General features: G+C 68.3%; 19 protein-coding genes. 12 read left to right on the top strand and 7 right to left on the bottom strand.

The genetic code is table 11. The features are described from left to right. The first annotated feature begins 12 nt into the window (after positions 1 to 12). From CS1GBM4_RS18920 to nudC, 3 genes are all read left to right on the top strand, one after another. On the top strand, positions 13 to 1,164 hold the full coding sequence (locus CS1GBM4_RS18920) for an isobutyryl-CoA dehydrogenase (protein ID WP_186420452.1): 1,152 nt from the start codon (positions 13 to 15) through the stop codon (positions 1,162 to 1,164). Between the two features lie 58 nt (positions 1,165 to 1,222). Further along, the gene (mmsB, locus tag CS1GBM4_RS18915) at positions 1,223 to 2,164 is read left to right on the top strand and encodes a 3-hydroxyisobutyrate dehydrogenase (RefSeq protein ID WP_186420299.1); all 942 of its coding nucleotides are present in this window, start codon (positions 1,223 to 1,225) and stop codon (positions 2,162 to 2,164) included. Between the two features lie 93 nt (positions 2,165 to 2,257). Then, positions 2,258 to 3,214 (top strand): NAD(+) diphosphatase, encoded by a 957-nt coding sequence (nudC, locus tag CS1GBM4_RS18910; protein ID WP_186420298.1) that lies wholly within the window; start codon positions 2,258 to 2,260, stop codon positions 3,212 to 3,214. Positions 3,215 to 3,341: 127 nt separating this feature from the next. Here the strand turns inward: nudC and CS1GBM4_RS18905 are convergent, their stop codons facing one another. Next, on the bottom strand, positions 3,342 to 4,196 hold the full coding sequence (locus CS1GBM4_RS18905; RefSeq protein WP_186420297.1) for a prephenate dehydratase: 855 nt from the start codon (positions 4,194 to 4,196) through the stop codon (positions 3,342 to 3,344). A 96-nt stretch (positions 4,197 to 4,292) separates the two neighbouring features. Continuing rightward, positions 4,293 to 5,030: a 3-deoxy-manno-octulosonate cytidylyltransferase gene (locus CS1GBM4_RS18900; protein ID WP_186420296.1), complete on the bottom strand. Its 738-nt coding sequence runs from the start codon at positions 5,028 to 5,030 to the stop codon at positions 4,293 to 4,295. A gap of 173 nt (positions 5,031 to 5,203) precedes the next feature. Between CS1GBM4_RS18900 and CS1GBM4_RS18895 the strand changes: the two genes are divergently transcribed. The 7 genes from CS1GBM4_RS18895 (at position 5,204) to CS1GBM4_RS18865 (ending at position 13,300) form a co-directional block, all read left to right on the top strand. After that, entirely contained in the window at positions 5,204 to 5,749 is a 546-nt protein-coding gene (locus CS1GBM4_RS18895) for a cytochrome c family protein (protein ID WP_186420295.1), read from the top strand. Positions 5,750 to 5,915: 166 nt separating this feature from the next. Further along, positions 5,916 to 7,778 carry an extracellular solute-binding protein gene (locus tag CS1GBM4_RS18890; protein ID WP_186420294.1) on the top strand — a complete coding sequence of 621 codons (1,863 nt, stop codon included), beginning with the start codon at positions 5,916 to 5,918 and terminating at the stop codon, positions 7,776 to 7,778. Beyond that, entirely contained in the window at positions 7,778 to 8,182 is a 405-nt protein-coding gene (locus CS1GBM4_RS18885) for a DUF4260 domain-containing protein (RefSeq protein WP_244607302.1), read from the top strand. Before CS1GBM4_RS18890 ends, CS1GBM4_RS18885 begins: the two co-directional genes overlap by 1 nt. 4 nt (positions 8,183 to 8,186) lie before the next feature. Beyond that, positions 8,187 to 9,278 (top strand): microcin C ABC transporter permease YejB, encoded by a 1,092-nt coding sequence (locus tag CS1GBM4_RS18880; protein ID WP_186420293.1) that lies wholly within the window; start codon positions 8,187 to 8,189, stop codon positions 9,276 to 9,278. A 73-nt stretch (positions 9,279 to 9,351) separates the two neighbouring features. Further along, entirely contained in the window at positions 9,352 to 10,458 is a 1,107-nt protein-coding gene (locus CS1GBM4_RS18875) for an ABC transporter permease (RefSeq protein WP_244607313.1), read from the top strand. Next, a complete protein-coding gene (locus CS1GBM4_RS18870; RefSeq protein WP_186420291.1) occupies positions 10,455 to 12,083 on the top strand; it encodes an ABC transporter ATP-binding protein in 1,629 nt (542 codons plus the stop codon). The genes CS1GBM4_RS18875 and CS1GBM4_RS18870 overlap by 4 nt, the downstream gene beginning before the upstream one ends. Continuing rightward, on the top strand, positions 12,083 to 13,300 hold the full coding sequence (locus CS1GBM4_RS18865; protein WP_186420290.1) for a phosphopentomutase: 1,218 nt from the start codon (positions 12,083 to 12,085) through the stop codon (positions 13,298 to 13,300). Before CS1GBM4_RS18870 ends, CS1GBM4_RS18865 begins: the two co-directional genes overlap by 1 nt. Before the next feature lie 4 nt (positions 13,301 to 13,304). On the opposite strand, the gene CS1GBM4_RS18860 is transcribed toward CS1GBM4_RS18865, so the two are convergent. The 5 genes from CS1GBM4_RS18860 to murA are packed head-to-tail and all read right to left on the bottom strand — an operon-like array spanning position 13,305 to position 17,360. Continuing rightward, a complete protein-coding gene (locus CS1GBM4_RS18860; protein WP_186420450.1) occupies positions 13,305 to 13,709 on the bottom strand; it encodes an arsenate reductase ArsC in 405 nt (134 codons plus the stop codon). 46 nt (positions 13,710 to 13,755) lie between these two features. Then, positions 13,756 to 14,229: a UPF0262 family protein gene (locus tag CS1GBM4_RS18855; RefSeq protein WP_186420289.1), complete on the bottom strand. Its 474-nt coding sequence runs from the start codon at positions 14,227 to 14,229 to the stop codon at positions 13,756 to 13,758. A gap of 46 nt (positions 14,230 to 14,275) precedes the next feature. Beyond that, a complete protein-coding gene (hisD, locus tag CS1GBM4_RS18850) occupies positions 14,276 to 15,568 on the bottom strand; it encodes a histidinol dehydrogenase (RefSeq protein ID WP_186420288.1) in 1,293 nt (430 codons plus the stop codon). 24 nt (positions 15,569 to 15,592) lie between these two features. Next, complete coding sequence (locus CS1GBM4_RS18845) at positions 15,593 to 16,039, bottom strand: DUF2948 family protein (RefSeq protein WP_186420287.1); 447 nt, start codon at positions 16,037 to 16,039, stop codon at positions 15,593 to 15,595. Between the two features lie 31 nt (positions 16,040 to 16,070). Next, the gene (murA, locus tag CS1GBM4_RS18840) at positions 16,071 to 17,360 is read right to left on the bottom strand and encodes a UDP-N-acetylglucosamine 1-carboxyvinyltransferase (RefSeq protein ID WP_186420286.1); all 1,290 of its coding nucleotides are present in this window, start codon (positions 17,358 to 17,360) and stop codon (positions 16,071 to 16,073) included. Between the two features lie 673 nt (positions 17,361 to 18,033). Between murA and CS1GBM4_RS18835 the strand changes: the two genes are divergently transcribed. Continuing rightward, positions 18,034 to 18,993: an enoyl-CoA hydratase-related protein gene (locus CS1GBM4_RS18835; RefSeq protein WP_186420285.1), complete on the top strand. Its 960-nt coding sequence runs from the start codon at positions 18,034 to 18,036 to the stop codon at positions 18,991 to 18,993. A 167-nt stretch (positions 18,994 to 19,160) separates the two neighbouring features. After that, complete coding sequence (locus tag CS1GBM4_RS18830; protein WP_186420284.1) at positions 19,161 to 21,521, top strand: EAL domain-containing protein; 2,361 nt, start codon at positions 19,161 to 19,163, stop codon at positions 21,519 to 21,521. Positions 21,522 to 21,695: the final 174 nt, after the last annotated feature.

The following is a 21,695-nucleotide window of genomic DNA, read 5'->3' as shown; positions in this document are numbered from 1 at the left end:
GAAGGAGATCGGATCGTGTTCTCCCTCACCGAAGACCAGATCGCGATCCGCGACATGGCCCAGGGTTTCGCTGCCGAGACCCTGGCGCCTCACGCCGTGCGCTGGGACGAGGAGAAGCATTTCCCGGTCGAGGAGATGCGGCACGCCGCCGCGCTCGGCATGGGCGGGGTCTATATCGCCGAGGATGTCGGCGGCTCCGGCCTGACCCGGCTCGACGCGGCGCTGATCTTCGAGGCGCTCTCGACCGGCTGTCCGACGGTCGCGGCCTATATCTCGATCCACAACATGTGCGCCTGGATGATCGACCGCTACGGGTCGCAGGAGCAGCGGCAGACCTACCTGCCGAAGCTCTGCACCATGGAGCATCTGGCGAGCTATTGCCTGACCGAGCCCGGCGCCGGCTCGGACGCCGCGGCGCTGAAGACGAAAGCCGTGCGCGACGGCGATCATTACGTGCTCGACGGCCAGAAGCAGTTCATCTCCGGCGCCGGGGTCTCGGACATCTATGTCGTGATGGTCCGCACCGGCGAGGCCGGCCCGTCCGGCATCTCGACCATCGTCGTCGAGAAGGGCACGCCCGGCCTCTCCTTCGGCGCCAACGAGAAGAAGATGGGCTGGAACGCCCAGCCGACGCGCGCGGTGATCTTCGAGAACTGCCGCGTCCCGGTCGCCAACCGGATCGGCCCGGAAGGCATCGGCTTCAAGATCGCCATGGCCGGGCTCGATGGCGGGCGGCTCAATATCGGCGCCTGCTCGATCGGCGGGGCGCAGGGCGCGCTCGACAAGGCGCTGGCCTACGCCCAGGAGCGCAAGGCGTTCGGTTCCCGCATCGCCGATTTCCAGGCGCTGCAGTTCAAGCTTGCCGACATGGCGATCGAACTGGAGGCGGCCCGCACCTTCCTCTGGCGCGCCGCCGCGGCGCTCGACGCGAAGGCGCCGGATGCGAGCAAGCTCTGCGCCATGGCCAAGCGCGTCGCCACCGACACCGGTTTCGAGGTCGCCAACCAGGCGCTTCAGATCCATGGCGGCTATGGCTATCTCGCCGATTACGGCATCGAGAAGATCGTCCGCGATCTCCGGGTGCACCAGATCCTGGAAGGGACCAACGAGGTGATGCGGATGATCGTGGCGCGCTCGCTGGTCGGGCGGGCGAAGGGGAATTGAGGCTAAGACGTCATTCTCGGGCGAAGCGAAGCGCAGACCCGAGAATCTCCTGAGAGAGATGCTCGGGTCTGCGCCCGAGCATGACGCGAACGATAGTGGGAAGGACACGACCATGAGCACCATCGCCTTCATCGGCCTCGGCAATATGGGCGGGCCGATGGCCGGCAACCTGGTCAAGGCCGGGCACAAGGTCTCCGCCTTCGACCTCGTCCAGGCCTCGAAGGACGCCGCGGCGGCACTCGGAGTCGGCATCGCCGGCTCGGCGAAGGAGGCCGTCGCCGAGGCCGAGATCGTCGTCACCATGCTGCCGGCCGGCAAGCATGTGCTGGGGGTCTGGGCCGACATCCTGCCGGCGGTGAAGCCGGGCACGCTGCTGATCGATTCCTCGACCATCGATGTCGAGAGCGCCCGCAAGGCGCATGCGCTGGCGGCCGAGCGCGGCTGCCTCTCGCTCGACGCGCCGGTCTCGGGCGGCGTCGGCGGCGCCCAGGGCGCGACCCTGACCTTCATGGTCGGCGGCGGGGCGGACGCCTTCGAGCGCGGCCAGCCGATCCTCTCGGCCATGGGCAAGAAGGTCGTGCATTGCGGCGATGCCGGCAACGGCCAGGCGGCGAAGATCTGCAACAACATGATCCTCGGCATCTCGATGATCGGGGTCTCCGAGGCCTTCGTGCTGGCCGAGAAGCTGGGGCTGTCGCATCAGGCTCTGTTCGACGTCGCCTCGACCTCCTCGGGCCAGTGCTGGTCGCTGACGACCTATTGCCCGGTGCCGGGACCCGTGCCGACCTCGCCGGCCAACAACGACTACAAGCCCGGCTTCGCCTCGGCGCTGATGCTGAAGGACCTCAAGCTCGCCCAGGAGGCGGCGCAGGCGGCCGGCGCCTCGACGCCGCTCGGCGCCGCGGCGGCGCAGGTCTACGGGCTGCACAACGCCTGGGGCGAAGGCGGCACCGACTTCTCCGGCATCATCCAGCTGCTGCGCGGACGCGGGAACGGCTGAGCGCGGCGTCCGGCGGCCGACGAACGTTCGCATACGTATAATTCTGCTTTCGACCCCGTTCCGGTCGAACCGAAAGCGGAGTAGGACGGAGGCATGAACGACGCCTCCCGCCGCAAAGAACGCTCAGCCCAGACCGGATTCGCCACCAGCCCGCTCGACCGCCGCGCCGACCTGCGCGACCGGCCGGACGAGGTCGCCGAACTGCGCGCGCGCAGCGATGCCCGCTTCACCGTCGTCGCCGGCGAGACGCCGATCCTGTTGCGGACCGGCGCCGAGACCCAGAGCGTCTGGTTCGACGAAAGCGGCGCCGACGGGCTCGGCGACGCGCTGGAGGAGGTCTTCCTCGGGGTCGCCCCGGACGGGGCGCCGCGCTTCGGCCGGCTGATCGACCGCGACTTGCTGGACGGCCTGCGCGATCAGGCCGTGCTCGTGGTCAGCGACCTGCGCAGCGTGGCCCTCAAGCGGCTGGTGCCGAACGAGGAGCTCGGGCCGCTCGGCGAGGCCAAGGCCCTGCTCGACTGGCATGCGCGCCATCGCTGCTGCGCCCAGTGCGGCGCGCCGACCAGTCTCGCCTCGGCCGGCTGGAAGCGGCAATGCGAAGCCTGCGGCGCCCAGCATTTCCCGCGCACCGACCCGGTCGTAATCATGCTGGCGGTGCGCGGCGACAACTGCCTGCTGGCGCGCCAGGCCCGCTTCGCGCCCGGCATGTATTCCTGCATCGCCGGCTTCGTCGAGCCGGGCGAGACCTTTGAGGACGCGGTGCGCCGCGAGACCTGGGAAGAAGCCGGCCTGAGGACCGGCACGGTGCGCTACCTCGCCTCGCAGCCCTGGCCCTTCCCCGGCTCGCTGATGATCGGCTGCCTCGCCGAGGCGCTGAACGACGACATCGTCCTCGATGGCACCGAGCTCGAGGCCGGTCGCTGGTTCAGCCGCGAAGAGGCGCTGCAGATGCTGGAGGGCAAGCACCCCGACAACCTGTTCTGCCCGCCGCATATGGCGATCGCCAACACCATCCTGAAGGCCTGGGCGGTGGACGGCGAGGAGCCCTGATCCTTCGGCGCCGCGTCATTCTCGGGCGGAGCGAAGCGGAGACCCGACAAGCTCCTGACGAGAAAGCGCCGGCTGGCACTTCCTCCGGCCCGAGATGCTCGGTCGAGCCCGAGCATGATGCAAGTACCTACTCCCCCGGCTCCGGGAAGCTCTCGCGGAACTCGCTCGCCGGGTAGACGCCGAGAATCTTCATCTCCTTGGAGAAGAAGGCGAGCTCGTCGAGCGCGCGCTTCAGCGCCGGATCGTCGGGATGGCCCTCGACGTCGCTGTAGAACATCGTCGCCGAGAAAAGGCCGTCGACCATGTAGCTCTCGAGCTTGGTCATGTTGATGCCGTTGGTGGCGAAGCCGCCGAGCGCCTTGTACAGCGCCGCCGGCAGGTTCCGGACCTGGAAGATCAGCGTCGTCACCGTCTTGCCGGCGCCCTGGCGGGCGAATTCGGGATATTTCGAGAGCACGACGAAGCGCGTGGTGTTGTGCTTCTCGTCCTCGATGTCCTCCATCAGAATCTTGAGGCCGTAGACCTCGGCGGCGATGTGCGGGGCGATGGCGGCCCGGGTCGGGTCGCCGGCCTCGGCCACCTGCCGGGCCGAGCCGGCGGTGTCGGCCGCGACCTCGGCCTTGAGGCCGAGCTTGCGGATGATTTTGCGGCACTGGCCGAGCGCATGGATGTGGCTCTGCACGGTCTTCAGCGTCGCCAGGGTCGCGCCCTCGACCGCCATCAGATGGAAGCGGATCGGCAGGAAGTGCTCGCCGATGATGTGCAGGCCGGAGCGCGGCAGGAGATGGTGGATGTCGGCGACGCGTCCGGCGATCGAGTTGTCGATCGGAATCATGCCGTAGCGGGCGGTGCCGTCCGAGACAGCGGCGAGCGCGTCCTCGAAGGTCCGGCACGGCAGGAGCTCGCAATCCGGGAAGACCTGCAAAGCGGCCTGCGAGGAGAAGGCTCCGGGCTCGCCCTGATAGGAAACGACGACTGGCATTGGCGGACTTTCAGGCTCAGGGCACGCGCCGGTCAGATCGCGGCAATCTGACGGGTCACGCGTTCTCTATCATAAGTTCGGAGACGTATTCACCGATCAGGCGCGGGAGGTCAGGAAGGCGCGGGCGCGGTCCAGATCGGGCGGCGTGTCGACGCCGCGCGGGACGTGATCGATGATCATCGCATCGATGCGCATGCCGTCCTCGAGCGCCCGCAGTTGCTCCAGCTTCTCGCGAAGCTCGAGCGGCGATTGCGGCAGCGCGACGAAGCGGTCGAGCGCCCGGCGGCGATAGGCGTAGAGACCGACATGGTGATAGAGCGGGCCGTCGCCGTAAGGCGCCGTCGCCCTGGTGAAATAGAGTGCCCGCATCCGGCCCGGCGAAACCTCGCTGCCGATCAGCTTGACGACGCTCGGCGCGCTCTTCTCCTCGTCGTCGGTGATCTCGCCGGCGAGGGTCGCGATGTCGACCGCCGGGTCGGCCAGGGGCTCGATCGCGGCGGCGATCGCAGCCGGAGCCAAGGTCGGGAAATCGCCCTGGACGTTGACGATGATGTCGTGCCGCCCCTCCGGGTCGACGATGTCGGCGGCTTCCTTGATCCGGTCGGAGCCGGTCTGGTGCGCGGGGCTGGTCATCACCGCGCGGCCGCCGGCCTGCTCGACCGCCGCGAGGATGCGCTCGTCGTCGGTAGCGACGATGACCTCGCCGATGCGCGCCTCGATGGCGCGGCGCCAGACCCGGACGATCATCGGCTCGCCCAGAATGTCGGCCAGCGGCTTGCCCGGCAGGCGCGTCGCCTGCATGCGGGCCGGGATCAGGATCAGCGGATTGGGCATTGGCTGGGGAAAGCTCGCAAGGCGGCAAAAGGTCTCAAAGCGGTGCGTGCTTATACGAGTTGCAATGCAGCGCGCAAAGCGGTTAAGCAGCGCAGACGTGCCGGCCTCCGCAAGGGGCCGGCCGCAGCGCTGTCTTGCTTCGCCGACGGGCGGGCCGGGGGTTGTTAGAGACGATGAATATCGAACTGAACAAGATCGCTGGCGCAGGTCTTTCGACGCTGCTCGTCGTGATGAGCCTGAACATGATCTCGGGCATCGTCTTCGCCCCGAAGAAGCCGGCCGTGCCGGGCTTCGATCTGCCGAGCCTCGAGCCGGCCGCGGCGAGCGGCGGGGCCGCCCCCGCAGCGGCGGCCGAAGAGCCGATCGCGGTGCGCCTCGCCAAGGCCGATCCGGCGCGCGGCGAGAAGGCGGTTGGCGCCTGCAAGGCTTGCCATACCTTCGAGAAGGGCGGCGCCAACAAGGTCGGCCCGCATCTCTACGGCGTCTACGAGCGCAACAAGGCCTCGGTCGAAGGCTTCGGCTATTCCGCGGCGATGAAGGGCAAGGCCTCCGAGACCTGGACGGCGGAGAACCTCGATCAGTTCCTCAAGAATCCGAAGGCCTACGTCCCCGGCACGACGATGGCCTTCGCCGGCCTCGGCAAGCCCGACCAGCGCGCCGACGTCGTCGCCTATCTGAATTCGCTGGCCGAGGCGCCGAAGCCGCTGCCGAAGCCCTGATCCGGCGGCGTCTTTCGCACCGATGTGACCGCAGAGCCGGGCCGAAAGCCCGGCTTTTGCTTGTCCGCGCCATGCAATTGCCGTCACCATCGCGATGAATGCCGGTTGCTCTGGCTTTGGCCGGTGGCGACGACATAATCGAACAGCGAATCGCAAGGGGTTACGCATGGCGATCCGGATCACCCGCCGCAAGTTGCTGAAAGCCGGCGGCGCGCTCGCGGGTGCGGCCGCGCTGCCAGGCGCGCCCGCGCTGGCGCAGGAGGCAGAGGTCCACGGCCTCTCGACCTTCGGCGAGCTGGCGCTGCCGCCGGACTTCGCGCATTTCGCCTATGTCAATCCGAAGGCGCCGAAGGGCGGCTCGATCACCATCCAGATCAAGCGCGCCGGCGGCAATCAGAGCTTCGACACCTTCAACACCCTCAACACCTTCGTGCTGCACGGCGACGGCGCAGCCGGGATGGACGCCTGCTTCGACAGCCTGATGGCCGGCTCGGCCGACGAGCCCGGCTCGCTCTACGGCCTGCTGGCCAGAAGCGTCTCCGTCTCCACCGACAAGCTGACCTACCGCTTCCGCATGCGGCCGGAGGCGACGTTCCACGACGGTTCGCGCGTCACCGCCGGCGACGCCGCCTTCTCGTTCAACCTGCTCAAGACGAAGGGCCACCCGACCTATCGGCTGATCCTCGCCCAGCTGGCATCGGCCGTCGCCGAGAGCGACGATCTCCTCGTGGTCAAGCTCTCGCCCAAGCGCGACCGCGACCTGCATCTCGTCGTCGCCGGCCTGCCGGTCTTCTCCGAGAAATACTGGTCGACCCGCAATTTCGAGGCCTCGACGCTGGAGCCGCCGCTCGGCTCTGGCGCCTACAAGGTCGGCCGCTTCGAGCAGGGCCGCTTCATCGAGTTCGACCGGGTGCCCGACTATTGGGCCAGGGATCTGCCCGTGAATGTCGGCCAGAACAATTTCGACCGCGTCCGCTGGGAGTATTTCCGCGACCGGCAGGTGGCGTTCGAAGCGTTCAAGAGCGGCGTCATCACCTTCCAGGAGGAGTTCACCTCGCGGATCTGGGCTACCGGCTACGATTTCCCGGCGCTCAAGGAAGGCAAGGTCAAGAAGGAGGCCCTGCCGAGGACCGAGCCGATCGGCTCGCAGGGCTGGATCTTCAACCTGCGCCGCGAGAAATTCGCCGATCCGCGCATCCGCGAGGCGCTCGGCCTCGCCTTCGATTTCGAATGGACCAACAAGAACATCATGTTCGGCTCCTATTCGCGGGTCACCTCCTATTTCGAGAATTCGGATTCGAAGGCGGTCGGGCGGCCCTCGCCGGAGGAGCTGAAGCTGCTCGAGCCGTTCCGCGGCCAGGTTCCGGAGGAGGTGTTCGGGGAGCCCTGGCTGCCGCCGGTCTCGGACGGCTCGGGCAGCGACCGCGCCCTGCTGCGCCGGGCCGACGAGATGCTGCGTGCCGCCGGCTGCAAGCGCGAGAACAATGTGCTGAAGCTGCCGAACGGCCAGCCTTTCGAGATCGAGTTCCTCGATTCGACGCCGTCGCTGCAGCCGCACACCCAGCCCTTCCAGGCCAATCTCAAGCGGCTCGGCATCAACGCGACCTCGCGCATCGTCGACGGCGCGCAGTACCAGCGCCGGCTCGACGAGTTCGACTTCGACATGATCAGCCGGGCGATGACCGGCAGCGCCATCCCCAGCGACACGATGCGCGTCATCTACGGCTCGGAAGCGGCCAGGACGCGCGGCTCGCGCAATGTCGGCGGCATCGCCGATCCGGCGATCGACGCGATGATCGACAAGGTCGGCCAGGCCAAGAGCTACGCCGAGGTGGTGGTGGCGGCGAAATGCCTCGACCGGCTGCTGCGCGCCGGGCGCTACTGGATCCCGATGTGGTGGAACGCCAGCGAGTGGCTGGCCTATTGGGACATGTACGAGCGCCCGCAGACCAAGCCGAAATATGGCTCCGGTGCGCCGGGAACGTGGTGGTACGATGCCGAGAAGGCCAAGCGGATCGGGAAGGCGTGATGACGGTGGACAGCGGCATGGCTTCGGTTCGCGGCACCCCGCGCATGCTGCTGCGGCTCGAGGGCCTGTTGCTCGCCGGGCTCTGCATCTGGCTCTTCGCACGACTGGACGAGCCCTGGTGGCTCTTCGGCGTCCTGCTGCTGGCGCCCGATCTCAGCATGCTCGGCTATCTCGGCGGCGCTGCGCTGGGCGCGGCCAGCTACAACCTGTTCCACACGCTGAGCATGCCCATCCTCGCGATCCTCGCCGCTCTGGCGGGCGGCTCGAACCTGGCGCTCGCGATAGGCCTGATCTGGTGCGCGCATATCGGTGTCGACCGGGCGCTGGGCTATGGGCTGAAATATCCCTCTCGCTTCGCCGACACCCATCTCGGCCCGATCGGCCGCGCCCGAAAGGCCGAATAAGCGCATGCTGAACTACATCGCCCGGCGTCTGGCGCTGATGGTGCCGACCCTGTTCGGCATTCTGCTGATCTCCTTCGTCATCGTGCAGTTCGCGCCGGGCGGCCCGGTCGAGCGGGTGATCTCGCAGCTCAACAATCCCAATGCCGGCGCCACCGAACGTGTCGGCGGCGGCAGCGGGGGCGACGCCGGGACGCAGGCGATGGACGGGGCTTCAGCCTATCGCGGCGCGCAGGGGCTCGACCCCGCCTTCATCAAGGAGCTCGAAAAGCAGTTCGGCTTCGACAAGCCGGCGCATGAACGCTTCCTCAAGATGCTGAAGGACTATGCGACCTTCGATTTCGGCCGCAGCTATTTCCGCGACGCGCCGGTGCTGCAGCTGATCAAGGAGAAGCTGCCGGTCTCGATCACGCTCGGCCTGTGGATGACGCTGCTCTCCTATGCGATCTCGATCCCGCTCGGCATCCGCAAGGCGGTGAAGGACGGCTCGCGCTTCGACACCTGGACCAGCGCCGTGGTCATCGTCGGCTACGCCATCCCCGGCTTCCTGTTCGCGATCCTCCTGATCGTGCTCTTCGCCGGCGGCTCGTTCTGGCAGATCTTCCCCCTGCGCGGCCTGACCTCGGAAAACTGGGCGCAGCTCAGCCTCGTCGGCAAGATCGGCGATTATCTCTGGCACATCGCCCTGCCGGTGACGGCGATGGCGCTGGGGGCTTTCGCGACCTCGACGCTGCTGACCAAGAACTCCTTCCTCGACGAGATCAGGAAGCAATACGTGCTGACGGCGCGGATGAAGGGGCTCACCGAGCGCGGCGTGCTCTACGGCCACGTCTTCCGCAACGCGATGCTGATCGTCATCGCCGGCTTCCCCGGCGCCTTCGTGCATGCGCTGTTCGCCGGCTCGCTGCTGATCGAGACGATCTTCTCGCTCGACGGGCTCGGGCTCCTCTCCTTCGAGGCGATCGTCAACCGCGACTACCCCGTCGTCTTCGCCAATCTCTACATCTTCTCGCTGATCGGCCTCCTCGTGCACCTGATCACCGATCTGACCTATGCCTGGGTCGACCCGCGCATCGACTTCGAATCGCGCGAGGCCTGAGCCCATGAGCGACGCGCTGCTCGCCCCCCCGCCGCCGGCCCTGCGCCCGAGCGCCCCTGCCGCTCCCCCGCAGATGAAGCAGGGCTGGCTCAAGCTCTCGCCGATCAACCGGCGCCGCCTCGACAGCTTCAAGGCGAACCGGCGCGGCTGGTGGTCGTTCTGGATCTTCCTGACCCTGTTCGTGCTCTCGCTCTTCGCCGAGCTGATCGCCAACGACCGGCCGCTGATCGTCCGCTACAAGGGCGAGACGCTGTTCCCGGTCGCGATCACCTATCCGGAGGAGAAGTTCGGCGGCTTCCTCGCCACCACCGATTATCGCGACCCGACCATCGCCCGGGAGATCGCCACCAATGGCTGGGCGCTGTGGCCGCCGATCCGCTATTCCTACCGCACGCACAATCTCGACCTGCCGGTGCCCGCCCCTGCCCCGCCGACCTGGATGCTGAAGGACGAGCAGTGCCGGCCGATCGCCGAGCGGACCGGCGGCATGACCTGCCGCGAGCTCGAATGGAACTGGCTCGGCACCGACGACCAGGGCCGCGACGTGGTCGCGCGGCTGATCTACGGCTTCCGTATCTCCGTGCTGTTCGGGCTGATCCTCGCCTCGATTTCCTCGGTGATCGGCATCGCGGCCGGGGCGATCCAGGGCTATTTCGGCGGCTGGACCGACCTGATCTTCCAGCGCGTCATCGAAATCTGGACCTCGATCCCGGCGCTCTATCTCCTGATCATCGTCGCGGCCGTGATCACGCCGGGCTTCTTCGTCCTGCTCGGCATCCTCCTCCTGTTCTCCTGGGTCGCCCTCGTCGGCGTCGTCCGCGCCGAATTCCTGCGGGCGCGCAATTTCGAATATGTCCGCGCCGCGCGCGCGCTCGGCCTCTCCAACAGCGCGATCATGGTCAAGCACCTGCTCCCCAATGCCATGGTGGCGACGCTGACCTTCCTGCCCTTCATCCTCAACGGCTCGATCACCACGCTGACCTCGCTCGACTTCCTCGGCTTCGGCCTGCCGCCCGGCTCGCCCTCGCTCGGAGAATTGCTGGCGCAGGGCAAGGCGAACCTGCAGGCGCCCTGGCTCGGCCTCTCCGGCTTCGCCGTGATCGCGCTGATGCTGTCGCTGCTGATCTTCATCGGCGAGGCGGTGCGGGACGCTTTCGATCCGCGGAAGACCTTCGCATGACCGCCCCCCTCCTTTCCGTCCAGGACCTCTCCGTCGCCTTCCGCCAGGGCGGGCAGGAGACGCTCGCGGTCGACAGGGTCTCGTTCGAGATCGCCAGGGGCGAGACGCTGGCGCTGGTCGGCGAATCCGGCTCGGGCAAGTCGGTCTCGGCCCTCTCGATCCTGAAGCTCTTGAACTACCCGGCGGCGCATCATCCCTCCGGCAAGGTGCTGTTCAACGGCCAGGACCTGATCGCGGCCGACGAGGACGCGATGCGCAAGGTCCGCGGCAACGACATCACCATGGTGTTCCAGGAGCCGATGACCTCGCTCAACCCGCTGCACACGATCGCGCGGCAGATCGGCGAGATCCTCGAACTGCACAAGGGCCTGCGCGGCGAGAAGGCCCGCGCCCGCACGCTCGAACTGCTGACCCTGGTCGGTATCCGCGACGCGGAGAGCCGGCTCGACGCCTATCCGCACCAGCTCTCGGGCGGGCAGCGCCAGCGCGTGATGATCGCGATGGCGCTCGCCAACGAGCCCGATCTGCTGATCGCCGACGAGCCGACGACGGCGCTCGACGTCACCGTGCAGGCGCAGATCCTGACATTGCTGAAGGATCTGCAGACGCGGCTCGGCATGGCGATGTTGTTCATCACCCACGACCTCGGCATCGTCCGGCGCATCGCCGACCGGGTCTGCGTGATGCTGAAGGGCAAGATCGTCGAGCAGGGGCCGGTATCGGAAATCTTCGGCAACCCGCAGCACGCCTATACGCAGCGCCTGCTCGCCGCCGAGCCGAAGGGCCGGCCCGAGCCGGTGCCGCCCGGCGCCCCGATCCTGCTGGAGGCCGGCCCGGTCAAGGTCTGGTTCCCGATCAAGACCGGGCTGCTGCGCCGCACCACCGGCCATGTGAAGGCGGTCGACGGCATCTCGGTCACGGTGCGCGAGGGCGAGACGCTCGGCGTCGTCGGCGAATCCGGCTCCGGCAAGACCACGCTCGGCCTCGCCATCCTCAGGCTGATCGCCTCGGAAGGGCCGATCGTCTTCCTCGGCGACCGCATCGACGGGCTGAAGAGCAAGGCGGTCCGGCCGAAGCGCAAGGACCTTCAGGTGGTTTTCCAGGACCCTTACGGTTCGCTCTCGCCGCGCATGTCGGTCGCCGACATCGTCGCCGAGGGGCTCACCGTCCAGCAGAAGGGGCTGAGCTATCAGCGCCAGCGCGAGATCGTGGCGCAGGCGCTCGCCGATGTCGGGCTCGACCCGGCGACGATGGACCGCTACCCGCATGAGTTCTCCGGCGGCCAGCGCCAGCGCATCGCGATCGCCCGCGCGATGGCGCTCGACCCGAAATTCGTCGTGCTGGACGAGCCGACCTCGGCGCTCGACATGTCGGTGCAGGCGCAGATCGTCGAATTGCTGCGCGGGCTGCAGGCCCGGCGCAAGCTCGGCTATCTCTTCATCAGCCACGACCTCAAGGTGGTCAGGGCGCTGTCGCACCGGGTGGTGGTGATGCAAAACGGCAAGGTGGTGGAGGAAGGGCCGGCGGAGGAGATCTTCCAGCGCCCGCGCGAGGCCTATACGCAGGCGCTGCTCGCCGCCGCCCTCAACATCGAGCCGGCGAGCGGCGCCGCGGTGCGCGACTGATGGCACGCGCCATCCTGATCGTGCTCGATTCGGTCGGCTGCGGCGGCGCCGAGGATGCCACGGCCTATGGCGACGAGGGCGCCGACACGCTCGGCCACATCGCCCAGGCCTGTGCGGAGGGGCGCGGCGACCGCGACGGCCTGCGCAGCGGGCCGCTCCATATCCCCAACCTCGCCCGGCTGGGCCTCAGCCGGGCCTGCGAGGCTTCGACGGGCAGGCCGCTCGCCGGCGTGCCGCAGCCTGCGACGCCGCAGGGGCGGTACGGCTACGGAGTCGAGGTCAGCCAGGGCAAGGACACGCCGTCCGGCCATTGGGAGATCGCCGGCTGCCCGGTTCCGTTCAGATGGGGCTATTTCACCGCGCTGGAGAACTCCTTCCCGCCCGAGATCGTCGCCGCCATCATCCGCGAGGGCGCCCTGCCCGGCATCCTCGGCAACAAGCACGCCTCGGGCACGGCGGTGATCGACGAGCTCGCCGAGGAGCACATCCGGACGGGCAAGCCGATCTGCTACACCTCGGTCGACTCGGTGCTGCAGATCGCGGCGCATGAGGAGCATTTCGGCCTGGAACGGCTTTTCGCGCTCTGCAAGACCGTGCGGGTCCTGGTCGATCCGCTGAAGATCGGCCGCGTCATCGCCCGGCCTTTCCTCGGCAACAGGGAGAGCGGCTTCACCCGCACCGGCAACCGCAAGGACTTCGCCATCCCGCCGCCGGACGAGACCATCCTCGACCGCCTGGCGGCAAAGGGCAGGCCGATCGTCACCGTCGGCAAGATCGGCGACATCTTCGCGCACCGGAACACGGGCGAGGAGATCAAGCCGTTCGGCAACGCCGCCATGTTCGCGGCGGCGCTGCAAGCGTTCGAGCAGCTGCCGGACGGCGGCTTCTGCTTCGTCAACCTCGTCGACTTCGACACCGAATACGGCCATCGCCGCGATATCCCCGGCTATGCCGCGGCGATCGAAGCCTTCGACCGCACGCTGCCGAGGCTGGAAGCCCTGCTGCGCCCCGGCGACCTCGCGATCGTCACCGCCGACCACGGCAACGACCCGAGCTGGCCCGGAACCGACCATACGCGCGAGCACGTCCCGATCCTGGCCTTCGGCCCCGGCATGCCGCAGCAGCCGCTCGGCCGCCGCGAAAGCTTCGCCGACATCGCCGCCACGCTCGGCGACTGGCTGGGGATCGGGGCGGTCGGCCCCGGGCGCGCCTGGTAGCGGGCTACGACCTCAGCCGCGCCTTGATGCGCTGCATCAGCCCGTCGCGGACGGCGCGATAGGCCTCGAGCACCTGCTCGCGCGAGCCCTGCACGACGGTGGGGTCCGGCGTCGGCCAGTATTCGACTTCGGAGGCGAGGGTGCGGGTCAGGTCGAGCGCCTTGTGATGCGCCTCGGGCGAGAGCGAGACGATCAGGTCGAAGTTGAGACCTTCCCATTCCTCCAGCTCCTCCACCGATTTCGGCTTGTGCTTGCGTGCATCGATGCCGATCTCGTCGAGGACCTCGAGCGCGAAAGGGTCGACCTCGCCCTTCCGCGCTCCGGCGGACTGGACATAGATCGACTTGCCGAAGAAGTGCTTGGCCATCGCCTCGGCCATGGGCGAGCGCACCGCATTGTAGGCGCACATGAACAGCACGCTCTGGAGCTTGTTCGGGGCGGACGGCTCCAAACGCTCAGCCCTTCCAGTGCAGCGCGTAGATCAGGGTGAAGAAGCGGCGGGCGGTCTCGCGGTCGATCTCGACCTTGTTGGCGAGCCGCTCGATCAGGAGACCGGCCGCCTCGTCGTGCAGACCCCGGCGGCCCATGTCGATCGCCTCGATCTGCGAGGGCGTCGCCGTGCGGATGGCGGCGTAGTAGCTCTCGCAGACCAGCTGATAGTCCTTGATGATGCGCTTGAACGGCGTCAGCGACAGATGATGGGTGACGAGCGGCGCCCCGTCGGCGCTCCTGACCTCGAAGGCGAGCCGCCGCTCGACCAAGGCGAGATGAACGGCATAGGGCCCGCCGTCGAATTCCGGCAGGGCGAAGTGATTGCGCTCGATCAGGTCGTAGATCGCGACGGCACGCTCATGCTCCTGGTCGGCGCTGCCGCGCCCGAGCGAGGCTTCGTCGAGCGTGACGGCGACCAGATGGTTGCGTTCCGACATGTCCCCTCCGCCCAGCCCAGGGCGGGCGCAGAATCGCGTCCCGGCCTCAACCGTTGAGTCGGATCGTCACGGAACGCGCATGGGCCTGCAAGCCCTCGGCCTCGGCGAGCTCGGTGGCGGCGCCGGCCAGGGCCCGCAGCGCTTCGGGATCGCATCTCAGCAGCGAGGTACGCTTCATGAAGTCCGGCACGCCGAGCCCCGAGGAGAAGCGCGCCGAGCGGGCCGTCGGCAGGACATGGTTCGAGCCGCCGACGTAATCGCCGATCGCCTCCGGCGTGTATCCGCCGAGGAAGATCGCACCGGCATTGCGGACACGCGCCGCCAGCCCGTCGGCGTCGGCGGCGATGATCTCGAGATGCTCAGGCGCCAGCCGGTCGACCAGCGGGATCGCGGCCTCGAGCGTCTCGACCAGGATCAGCGCGCCGAAATCGCGCCAGCTCGCGCCGGCGATCTCGGCGCGGGGCAGTGTCCGGAGCTGGCCTTCGACCGCACGGGAGACGGCATCGGCCAGCGCCGCATCGTCGGTGATCAGGATCGACTGGGCGGCGGTGTCGTGCTCGGCCTGGGCGAGCAGGTCGGCGGCGATCCAGTCGGGATTGGCGTCGGCATCGGCCAGGACCAGCACCTCGGAGGGGCCCGCGATCATGTCGATGCCGACCGTGCCGAAGACCCGGCGCTTGGCGGCCGCGACATAGGCGTTGCCGGGGCCGACGATCTTGGCGACGGGCGCGATCGTCGCCGTGCCGTAGGCGAGCGCCGCGACCGCCTGCGCCCCGCCGATGCGGTAGACCTCGTCAATGCCGGCGAGCTTCGCCGCCGCGAGCACCAGCGGATTGCCCTCGCCGCGCGGCGTCGGCGCGACCATGACCAGGCGCTCGACGCCGGCGACCTTGGCCGGCACGGCGTTCATCAGCACGGAGGAAGGATAGCTCGCCGTGCCGCCCGGCACATAGAGTCCGACGGCCCCGATCGCGCTCCAGCGCCAGCCGCTCTCGACCCCGAGCCCGTCTACCACCCTGGAATCCGCCGGCTTCTGGCGCAGATGATAGGCCTCGATCCGGGCCCGGGCGGTCTCGAGCGCGGCGAGCTGCTGGCGCGTGCAGGCCGCGAGGGCCGCCTCGATCTCCTCCTCGTCGACACGCAGCGTCTGCGGAGTCAGGGAGAGCTTGTCGAAGCGCTCGGTGTAGTCGATCAGCGCGGCATCGCCGCGGCCGCGGACATCGGCGATGATCGCTGCGGCGACCTGGTCGACATCCTCGGAAACCTCGCGCTTCATCGCGAGCAGGGCGGAGAATTCCCGCTCGAAACCGGCATCGCGTGCGTCAAGCCTGATCGGCATCGGAGATCCTGAACGGAGAGGGATTCAGCCGGCGTCGGGATGGGCGGGCGTGGCGACGGCCTCCCAGATCGGGCCGAGATCCTTCATCTGCGCCTCGATGCATTCGACGTCGAGGCGGATGGCGGCGCCGTCGGAGAAATGCAAGGTCACCTGCCCGGCCGGGCCGTCGCTCTGCGCGAAGGTGACGGCGAGCAGGCTCAGCACGGCGTCGCCGGCGCCCGCCGCCATCCTGGTGCTGCGGGCGGCGGTGACGCGCTCGAAGTGGAGAGCGGCGAGCCGGCGGCGCTTGCGGCCCTTCGCGGCGCCCTCCCAGTCGAAGCGGCGCAGCGCCAGCGCGAAGCGCTTCTCGGCCGGGAGCCAGGCGATGTCCGCGCGCTTCAGCACCGCGTCCTGCAGATGCGCCGAGATCACCGACAGGTCGTCGGCGTCCAGAGCGATCAGCTTCAGCGGCTCGGCGGCGGGATCGGACATGCGCCCTATCTGGCGGGGGCGTGGCCTATCGTCAACCGCTGATGCGCTCGATCTGCGCGCCGCAGCGGCCGAGCTTGGTCTCCAGCGCCTCGAATCCGCGGTCGAGGTGATAGACGCGATTGATCATCGTCTCGCCCTCGGCGACGAGGCCGCCGATGACGAGCGAAACCGAAGCGCGCAGATCCGTCGCCATCACCGGGGCGCCGGTCAGCTTCTCGACGCCGTCGACATAGGCCGCATCGCCGTCGAGCCGGATCCTCGCGCCGAGCCGGGCGAGCTCCTGCACATGCATGAAGCGGTTCTCGAAGATGGTCTCGCGGATGCGCGAGGTGCCCCTGGCCCTGGTCATCAGCGCCATGAGCTGGGCCTGGAGATCGGTCGGGAAGCCGGGGAAGGGGTCGGTGGTGACGTCCACCGCTTCGAGCGCCGCGCCGTTGCGGCGAACGCGGATGCCCTCATTGGTCTCGGCGATGTCGACGCCGGCCTGGCTCATCACGTCGAGCGCCGCCTGCAGCAGGTCGGCACGCGCGCCTTCGAGCAGGACGTCGCCGCCGGTCATCGCGACCGCCATCGCATAGGTCCCGGTCTCGATCCGGTCGGGCAGGACGGCGTGATGGGTCCCGCCGAGGCGCGAGACGCCGCGAATGGTGATCCGGGAGGTGCCGGCGCCCTCGATCCTGGCGCCCATCTTGTTGAGGCAGAGGGCGAGATCGACCACTTCCGGCTCGCGCGCGGCGTTCTCGATCACGGTGTCGCCGCTCGCGAGCACCGCTCCCATCAGCGCCGTGTGCGTGCCGCCGACCGTGACCTTCGGGAAGACGATCTCGGCGCCCTTCAGCCCCTTGGGCGCGCGCGCCAGCGCATAGCCGCCTTCGATGGTGATGGTGGCGCCCAGGCGTTCCAGCGCCATCAGCAGAAGGTCGACCGGGCGCGTGCCGATGGCGCAGCCGCCCGGCAACGACACTTTCGCCTCGCCCATGCGCGCGAGGATCGGCGCGATCACCCAGAAGCTCGCGCGCATGGTCGAGACCAGCTCGTAGGGCGCGCAGGTATCGACGATCTGGCGCGCGGTCAGGGCGATGGTCTGCCCGGTCTCGGCGCTCTGGCCGGCCCGCTTGCCGGCGACCGAGCGGTCGACGCCATGGTTGGAGAGGATGCGCGAGAGCGCGCTGACGTCGGAGAGCCGCGGCACATTGGTCAGCGTCAGCGTCTCGTCGGTGAGCAGGCTCGCGATCATCAGCGGCAGCGCCGCGTTCTTCGCGCCCGAGATCGGGATCACGCCATCGAGGCGCTGGCCGCCGGTGATGCGGATACGGTCCATCTAGCTCGTCCTGCAGGACAGCCGGCGGCGGCGCCGGCCAAGAAAGGGGATCAGGACCGGGGAGGTTCGGCCTGGGCGGGCGGTAGCTTGTCCTCGGCCGTCGTGTCCGGAGCGCGCCGAGCCCTCGCCTGCGCCTTGCGGCGCTTCAGATTCTCGCGGAGGGCGGCGGCGAGACGCGCCCTTCTCTCATCCTCGGCTTCGGTCTGGCGGCTCAAGGCGTCAGCTCATCGGAATAGCCGCAGCGATCAGGCCGCGGAGGTCGATTCATGGTTAGCCGCTCACCCTCGCCCGGACAAGCCGGATCGGCGGCCGCGCCTCTCTTAGCGCGACCGATTGCGGCACAACTGCGGCGCCGCCGGTCCCTTCCTGAGACAGCCCTGTTCCAGGCCGCCTGCGACCGAGCGCGGGCGACCCTGGATTGGTAAAAATTTCCCTATCTCGGCAACCCTGACCGATCGATGGTATGTTGGCACGCCCATTGCGTGCATCGGTGCAGCGACGGCGGCACCGGGAAAACGGTCGACGGATACGCTTGCGGACTGTGAGCCGACTGCGGAGTCAACGAATAAAGCTTAATGAAATTAACCATTTCCGGCAGTTTGCGTTTACAATCCATTAACCTTCTGTACCCTCGGCGGCGTCGAGGGGTGCAATGCGAGGCGGAGACGAGACGATGTTCCAGAGCTATGCACCGACGAGCGACCAGGCCGTCGCCGAGCTCGCCACCGGCGAGGTGATCGAGGCGATCAGGCACCGGGCCGGCTTCCTGCCGGAGGTGCAGCTGGCCTATGAGCCGGACCTGCGCCTGCTCTGGGTCACCATCAAGCCGGAGCTGAAGCCGGTCTTCACGCTGCAGCTGCTCGACAGCCTCGGCAAGGTGCAGCAGGCCGTGATCGACCTATGGGGAGCCCCCGAGCAGTATCACGGCGCGCCGGTGCGCTTCCTCGCCTTCCGCGGCACCGGACCGTTCTTCACCCTCGGCGGCGATCTCGACTTCTATCTCGATTGCCTCGCCAAGAACGACCGCCCCGCCTTGGCCGAATACGCCCGGCTCTCGGTCGAGGACGCCCTGCGCAACGCCAGCGGGCTCAACGGCCTGGCCGTCACGCTCTCGACGATCCACGCCAAGGCGATCGGCGGCGGCATCGACGCGCCGCGCTCGTGCAATGTCATGATCGCGGAGGAACAGGCCTCGTTCGTCTATCCGGAGATCAAGTTCAACCATTTCCCGATCACCGCCGTGGGGCTCCTGTCGCGGCGTATGGGCCCGCGCGCGGCCGAGCGCATGCTGCAATCGGGCGAGGAGATGAGCGCTGCCGAGTTCATGGCAGCCGGCGGGCTGGAGGCGGTGGTGCCGACCGGGACGGGCGAGGACTGGATCCGCAAATACGCCGCCGACTCGCTGCCGATCCACGCCGCCCGCACGGCGCTGTTCTCGGCCTTCAATCGTCGCGCCGGCAACCTGCGGGAGGAGCTCGAATATCTCGGCCAGCTCTGGACCGATTGCATGCTGCGCCTGCATCCGAGCGCGATCTCGAAGCTGCAGCGTATCGCCCAGACGCAGGACCGCATGCTGTCGCGCGTCTATCAGCGCGGCTCGGAGGACGCTCTTGCGCGTACCGGAGTGGCCTGACCGGGCCTATCGCGAATCCCGAGCCGGCCGGCGTTTCCGGCGATCGGACGACTCCGCCCTGTAACTCTCATGAAACTTTTACCTTTTCCTCTTAATGCCGTTAGGTGACGCGGCAAAGGATGGGTCGTCAGCCGCCTCTCCAGATACCGTTTCAGGGCAGGGAGTGGATGGCGGGAGTGCCGAACCGGTTGCGCAATGCCAGCGCAGACAGGGCGATCGCGGAGCAGCCGGCCGAGCATGACGGCCGGCACGCGGTCGATCTCGCCGATTATCGCCTGCTCGTCTCCTCGCTGTTCTCCTCGCCGGGCTCGATCATCCCCGGCGGCGTCGCCGGAATCCTCACCCCCTTCCTGTGCTGGATCGCCACCCGGGCCGATGTCTTCATGGCGCTGACGCTGTGCGTCACGCTGGTCGTCATCCTGCGGATCATCACGGTGGTCCGCTACCGCAGGCTCGACCATTCCGAGGACACGCTCGCCCAGACCAAGCGCTGGGATCGGGAATACTTCCTCGGCGCGACCGTCTTCAGCGCCGTGCTCGGCCTGAGCTGCTATGCGGCCCTGGCCTGGACCGACGACCCGGCCGCCCATATCACCTCGGTGTCGTCGACGATCGCGCTGGCCTCGGGCTATGTCGCGCGCAATGCCGGACGGCCGAAATTCGTCGCCGTCCAGCTGCTCACCTTCTGCGTGCCGATGGCGATCGGGCTGATCCAGGCGCACAACCCGTACTACCAATACATCGGCTATTTCGCCTTCCTCTATGTCGGCGCCAACATCGCGATCACCAACTCCCTGCACCGCAACCTGCTGGCGCTCAGCGACGCGATGAAGCAGTCGAAGGCGCTGGCGACGGCGCTGCGCTCGCAGAACCTGACGCTCGACGCCGCGCTCAACACCATGATCCACGGGCTGGCGATGTTCGACCGCAAGCTCGACCTCGCCGTCTCGAACGCACCGCACGCCGCGCTCTACGGCATTCCCGAGACGCTCGCCCTGCCGGGCACGCCGATCAGCGCGATCGCGCGCTTCCTGGTGGAGCGCCAGGTGATGACGCCGGAGCAGGTGCGCGACATCAAGGCGGCGCTCGACGGCGTGCAGGCGACGCAGCAGGCGGCGGTCTACGAGTTGCAGTCGCGCAACGGGCGCATGCTCGTGGTCACCATCGCGCCGGCGGCCGAGGGCGGCGTGCTGATGCTGACCGAGGACGCGACCGAGCGGAAGGCGACGGAGGCGCGCATCGAGCAGATGGCGCGCTTCGACGAACTGACCGGTCTCGCCAACCGCTTCGAGTTCAACACGCAGCTCGCCGAAGCCTTTCGCCGCCACGACCGCACCGGCGAGACTTTCGCGCTGCTCTATATCGACCTCGACGGCTTCAAGCAGGTCAACGACAATCTCGGCCACGACATCGGCGACCGGGTGCTGATCCAGACCGCCGCGCGCCTGAAGAGCGCTATCCGCCACAACGACCTCCTGGCGCGCTTCGGCGGCGACGAGTTCGTGCTGATCCTGCCGGCGACCGACGTCGCGACGGTCAGGACGATCGCTCAGCGGATGATCGACACGATGGACCGGGCCTTCGAGCTCGAGACCAAGACCGTCTACGTCACCGCCAGCATCGGCATCGCGCTAGCGCCGACCGACGGCACGACGCCCGCCGACCTGCTGCGCCATGCCGACACCGCGCTCTACAAGGCCAAGGCGGCCGGCCGCAACACCGCGACCTTCTTCGATCCGGCCATGGCGGAGGAGATGCTCCAGCGCCACGAGATCGAGGTCGACCTGCGGCAGGCCTCGGCCGAAGGCGCGCTCGAGCTGCACTACCAGCCGATCATCGATCTGCGCACGCAGGAGGTCGTCACGCGCGAGGCGCTGATGCGCTGGCGGCACCCGAGCCGCGGCATGGTGCAGCCGGGCGTGTTCATCCCGATCGCGGAGCAGTCCGGCCTGATCGCCGGCATGGGCGACTGGGCGATCCGCCAGGCCTGCCAGGATGCGGCGAAGTGGCCGGACAATATCGGCGTCTCCGTCAACGTCTCGCCGTTGCAGTTCCGCGAGCCGCGCCGCATCGTCGAAACCGTCAAGAACGCGCTGCTGCTCGCCCATCTCGCGCCCGGGCGCCTGACGCTCGAGGTCACGGAATCGCTGCTGATCGAGGACAACAAGACGACGCTCGAGGTCATCAACGAGCTGCGCGCCATCGGGGTGAAGTTCGCGCTCGACGATTTCGGGACGGGCTATTCCTCGCTGGCCTATCTCTCGACCTACCCGTTCTCGCAGGTGAAGATCGACCAGAGCTTCAGCCGCAACGTCAACAGCGACGAGGCCTCGAAAGCCGTGATCGAGGCGGTCTGCCAGCTTGCCCGGCGCCTGTCGATGAACGTGGTCGTCGAAGGCATCGAGACCGAGGCGCAGCGCATGGCGGTACAGCTGCTCGGCGCACAGCGGGCGCAGGGCTACCTGTTCGGCCGGCCCCGGCCCGTGTCGGAGTTCGGCAAGGGCGACGAGCCGCGCAAGATCGCCTGACGACAGGGCTCCGCCATCGTCTTGCCGGAATTGGCCGCTCGACGCTTCCTTGGCGACGAGACGGGCCGAGGATCAGGTCGGGCGACCTGATCCGAACCGGCTCTCGCGCGGCGGCACGCTTGATTCCGCCGAGGCGGCAACGCATCTGCACGGCCAGAACAGCGACCCGGAGAC

It is taken from the genome of Allobosea sp. CS1GBMeth4, assembly GCF_900185715.1.
Taxonomy (GTDB): Bacteria; Pseudomonadota; Alphaproteobacteria; order Rhizobiales; family Beijerinckiaceae; genus Allobosea.
Note: the sequence above shows the minus strand (reverse complement) of the source record. Positions and strands in the feature narration are given on the sequence as shown.

Excerpts from the sequence above, each read along its gene's own strand:
- CS1GBM4_RS18905 (WP_186420297.1), bottom strand. The coding sequence starts at position 4,196 with ATGCCAGTCGTCGTTTCCTATCAGGGCGAGCCCGGAGCCTTCTCCTCG.
- CS1GBM4_RS18890 (WP_186420294.1), top strand. The coding sequence starts at position 5,916 with ATGGCGATCCGGATCACCCGCCGCAAGTTGCTGAAAGCCGGCGGCGCG.
- hisD (WP_186420288.1), bottom strand. The coding sequence starts at position 15,568 with ATGCCGATCAGGCTTGACGCACGCGATGCCGGTTTCGAGCGGGAATTC.
- CS1GBM4_RS18830 (WP_186420284.1), top strand. The coding sequence starts at position 19,161 with ATGGCGGGAGTGCCGAACCGGTTGCGCAATGCCAGCGCAGACAGGGCG.
- nudC (WP_186420298.1), top strand. The coding sequence starts at position 2,258 with ATGAACGACGCCTCCCGCCGCAAAGAACGCTCAGCCCAGACCGGATTC.
- mmsB (WP_186420299.1), top strand. The coding sequence starts at position 1,223 with ATGCTCGGGTCTGCGCCCGAGCATGACGCGAACGATAGTGGGAAGGAC.
- CS1GBM4_RS18865 (WP_186420290.1), top strand. The coding sequence starts at position 12,083 with ATGGCACGCGCCATCCTGATCGTGCTCGATTCGGTCGGCTGCGGCGGC.
- CS1GBM4_RS18895 (WP_186420295.1), top strand. The coding sequence starts at position 5,204 with ATGAATATCGAACTGAACAAGATCGCTGGCGCAGGTCTTTCGACGCTG.
- CS1GBM4_RS18855 (WP_186420289.1), bottom strand. The coding sequence starts at position 14,229 with ATGTCGGAACGCAACCATCTGGTCGCCGTCACGCTCGACGAAGCCTCG.
- CS1GBM4_RS18860 (WP_186420450.1), bottom strand. The coding sequence starts at position 13,709 with ATGTGCGCCTACAATGCGGTGCGCTCGCCCATGGCCGAGGCGATGGCC.
- CS1GBM4_RS18900 (WP_186420296.1), bottom strand. The coding sequence starts at position 5,030 with ATGCCCAATCCGCTGATCCTGATCCCGGCCCGCATGCAGGCGACGCGC.
- CS1GBM4_RS18885 (WP_244607302.1), top strand. The coding sequence starts at position 7,778 with ATGACGGTGGACAGCGGCATGGCTTCGGTTCGCGGCACCCCGCGCATG.
- CS1GBM4_RS18875 (WP_244607313.1), top strand. The coding sequence starts at position 9,352 with ATGAAGCAGGGCTGGCTCAAGCTCTCGCCGATCAACCGGCGCCGCCTC.
- CS1GBM4_RS18870 (WP_186420291.1), top strand. The coding sequence starts at position 10,455 with ATGACCGCCCCCCTCCTTTCCGTCCAGGACCTCTCCGTCGCCTTCCGC.
- murA (WP_186420286.1), bottom strand. The coding sequence starts at position 17,360 with ATGGACCGTATCCGCATCACCGGCGGCCAGCGCCTCGATGGCGTGATC.
- CS1GBM4_RS18880 (WP_186420293.1), top strand. The coding sequence starts at position 8,187 with ATGCTGAACTACATCGCCCGGCGTCTGGCGCTGATGGTGCCGACCCTG.
- CS1GBM4_RS18845 (WP_186420287.1), bottom strand. The coding sequence starts at position 16,039 with ATGTCCGATCCCGCCGCCGAGCCGCTGAAGCTGATCGCTCTGGACGCC.
- CS1GBM4_RS18835 (WP_186420285.1), top strand. The coding sequence starts at position 18,034 with ATGTTCCAGAGCTATGCACCGACGAGCGACCAGGCCGTCGCCGAGCTC.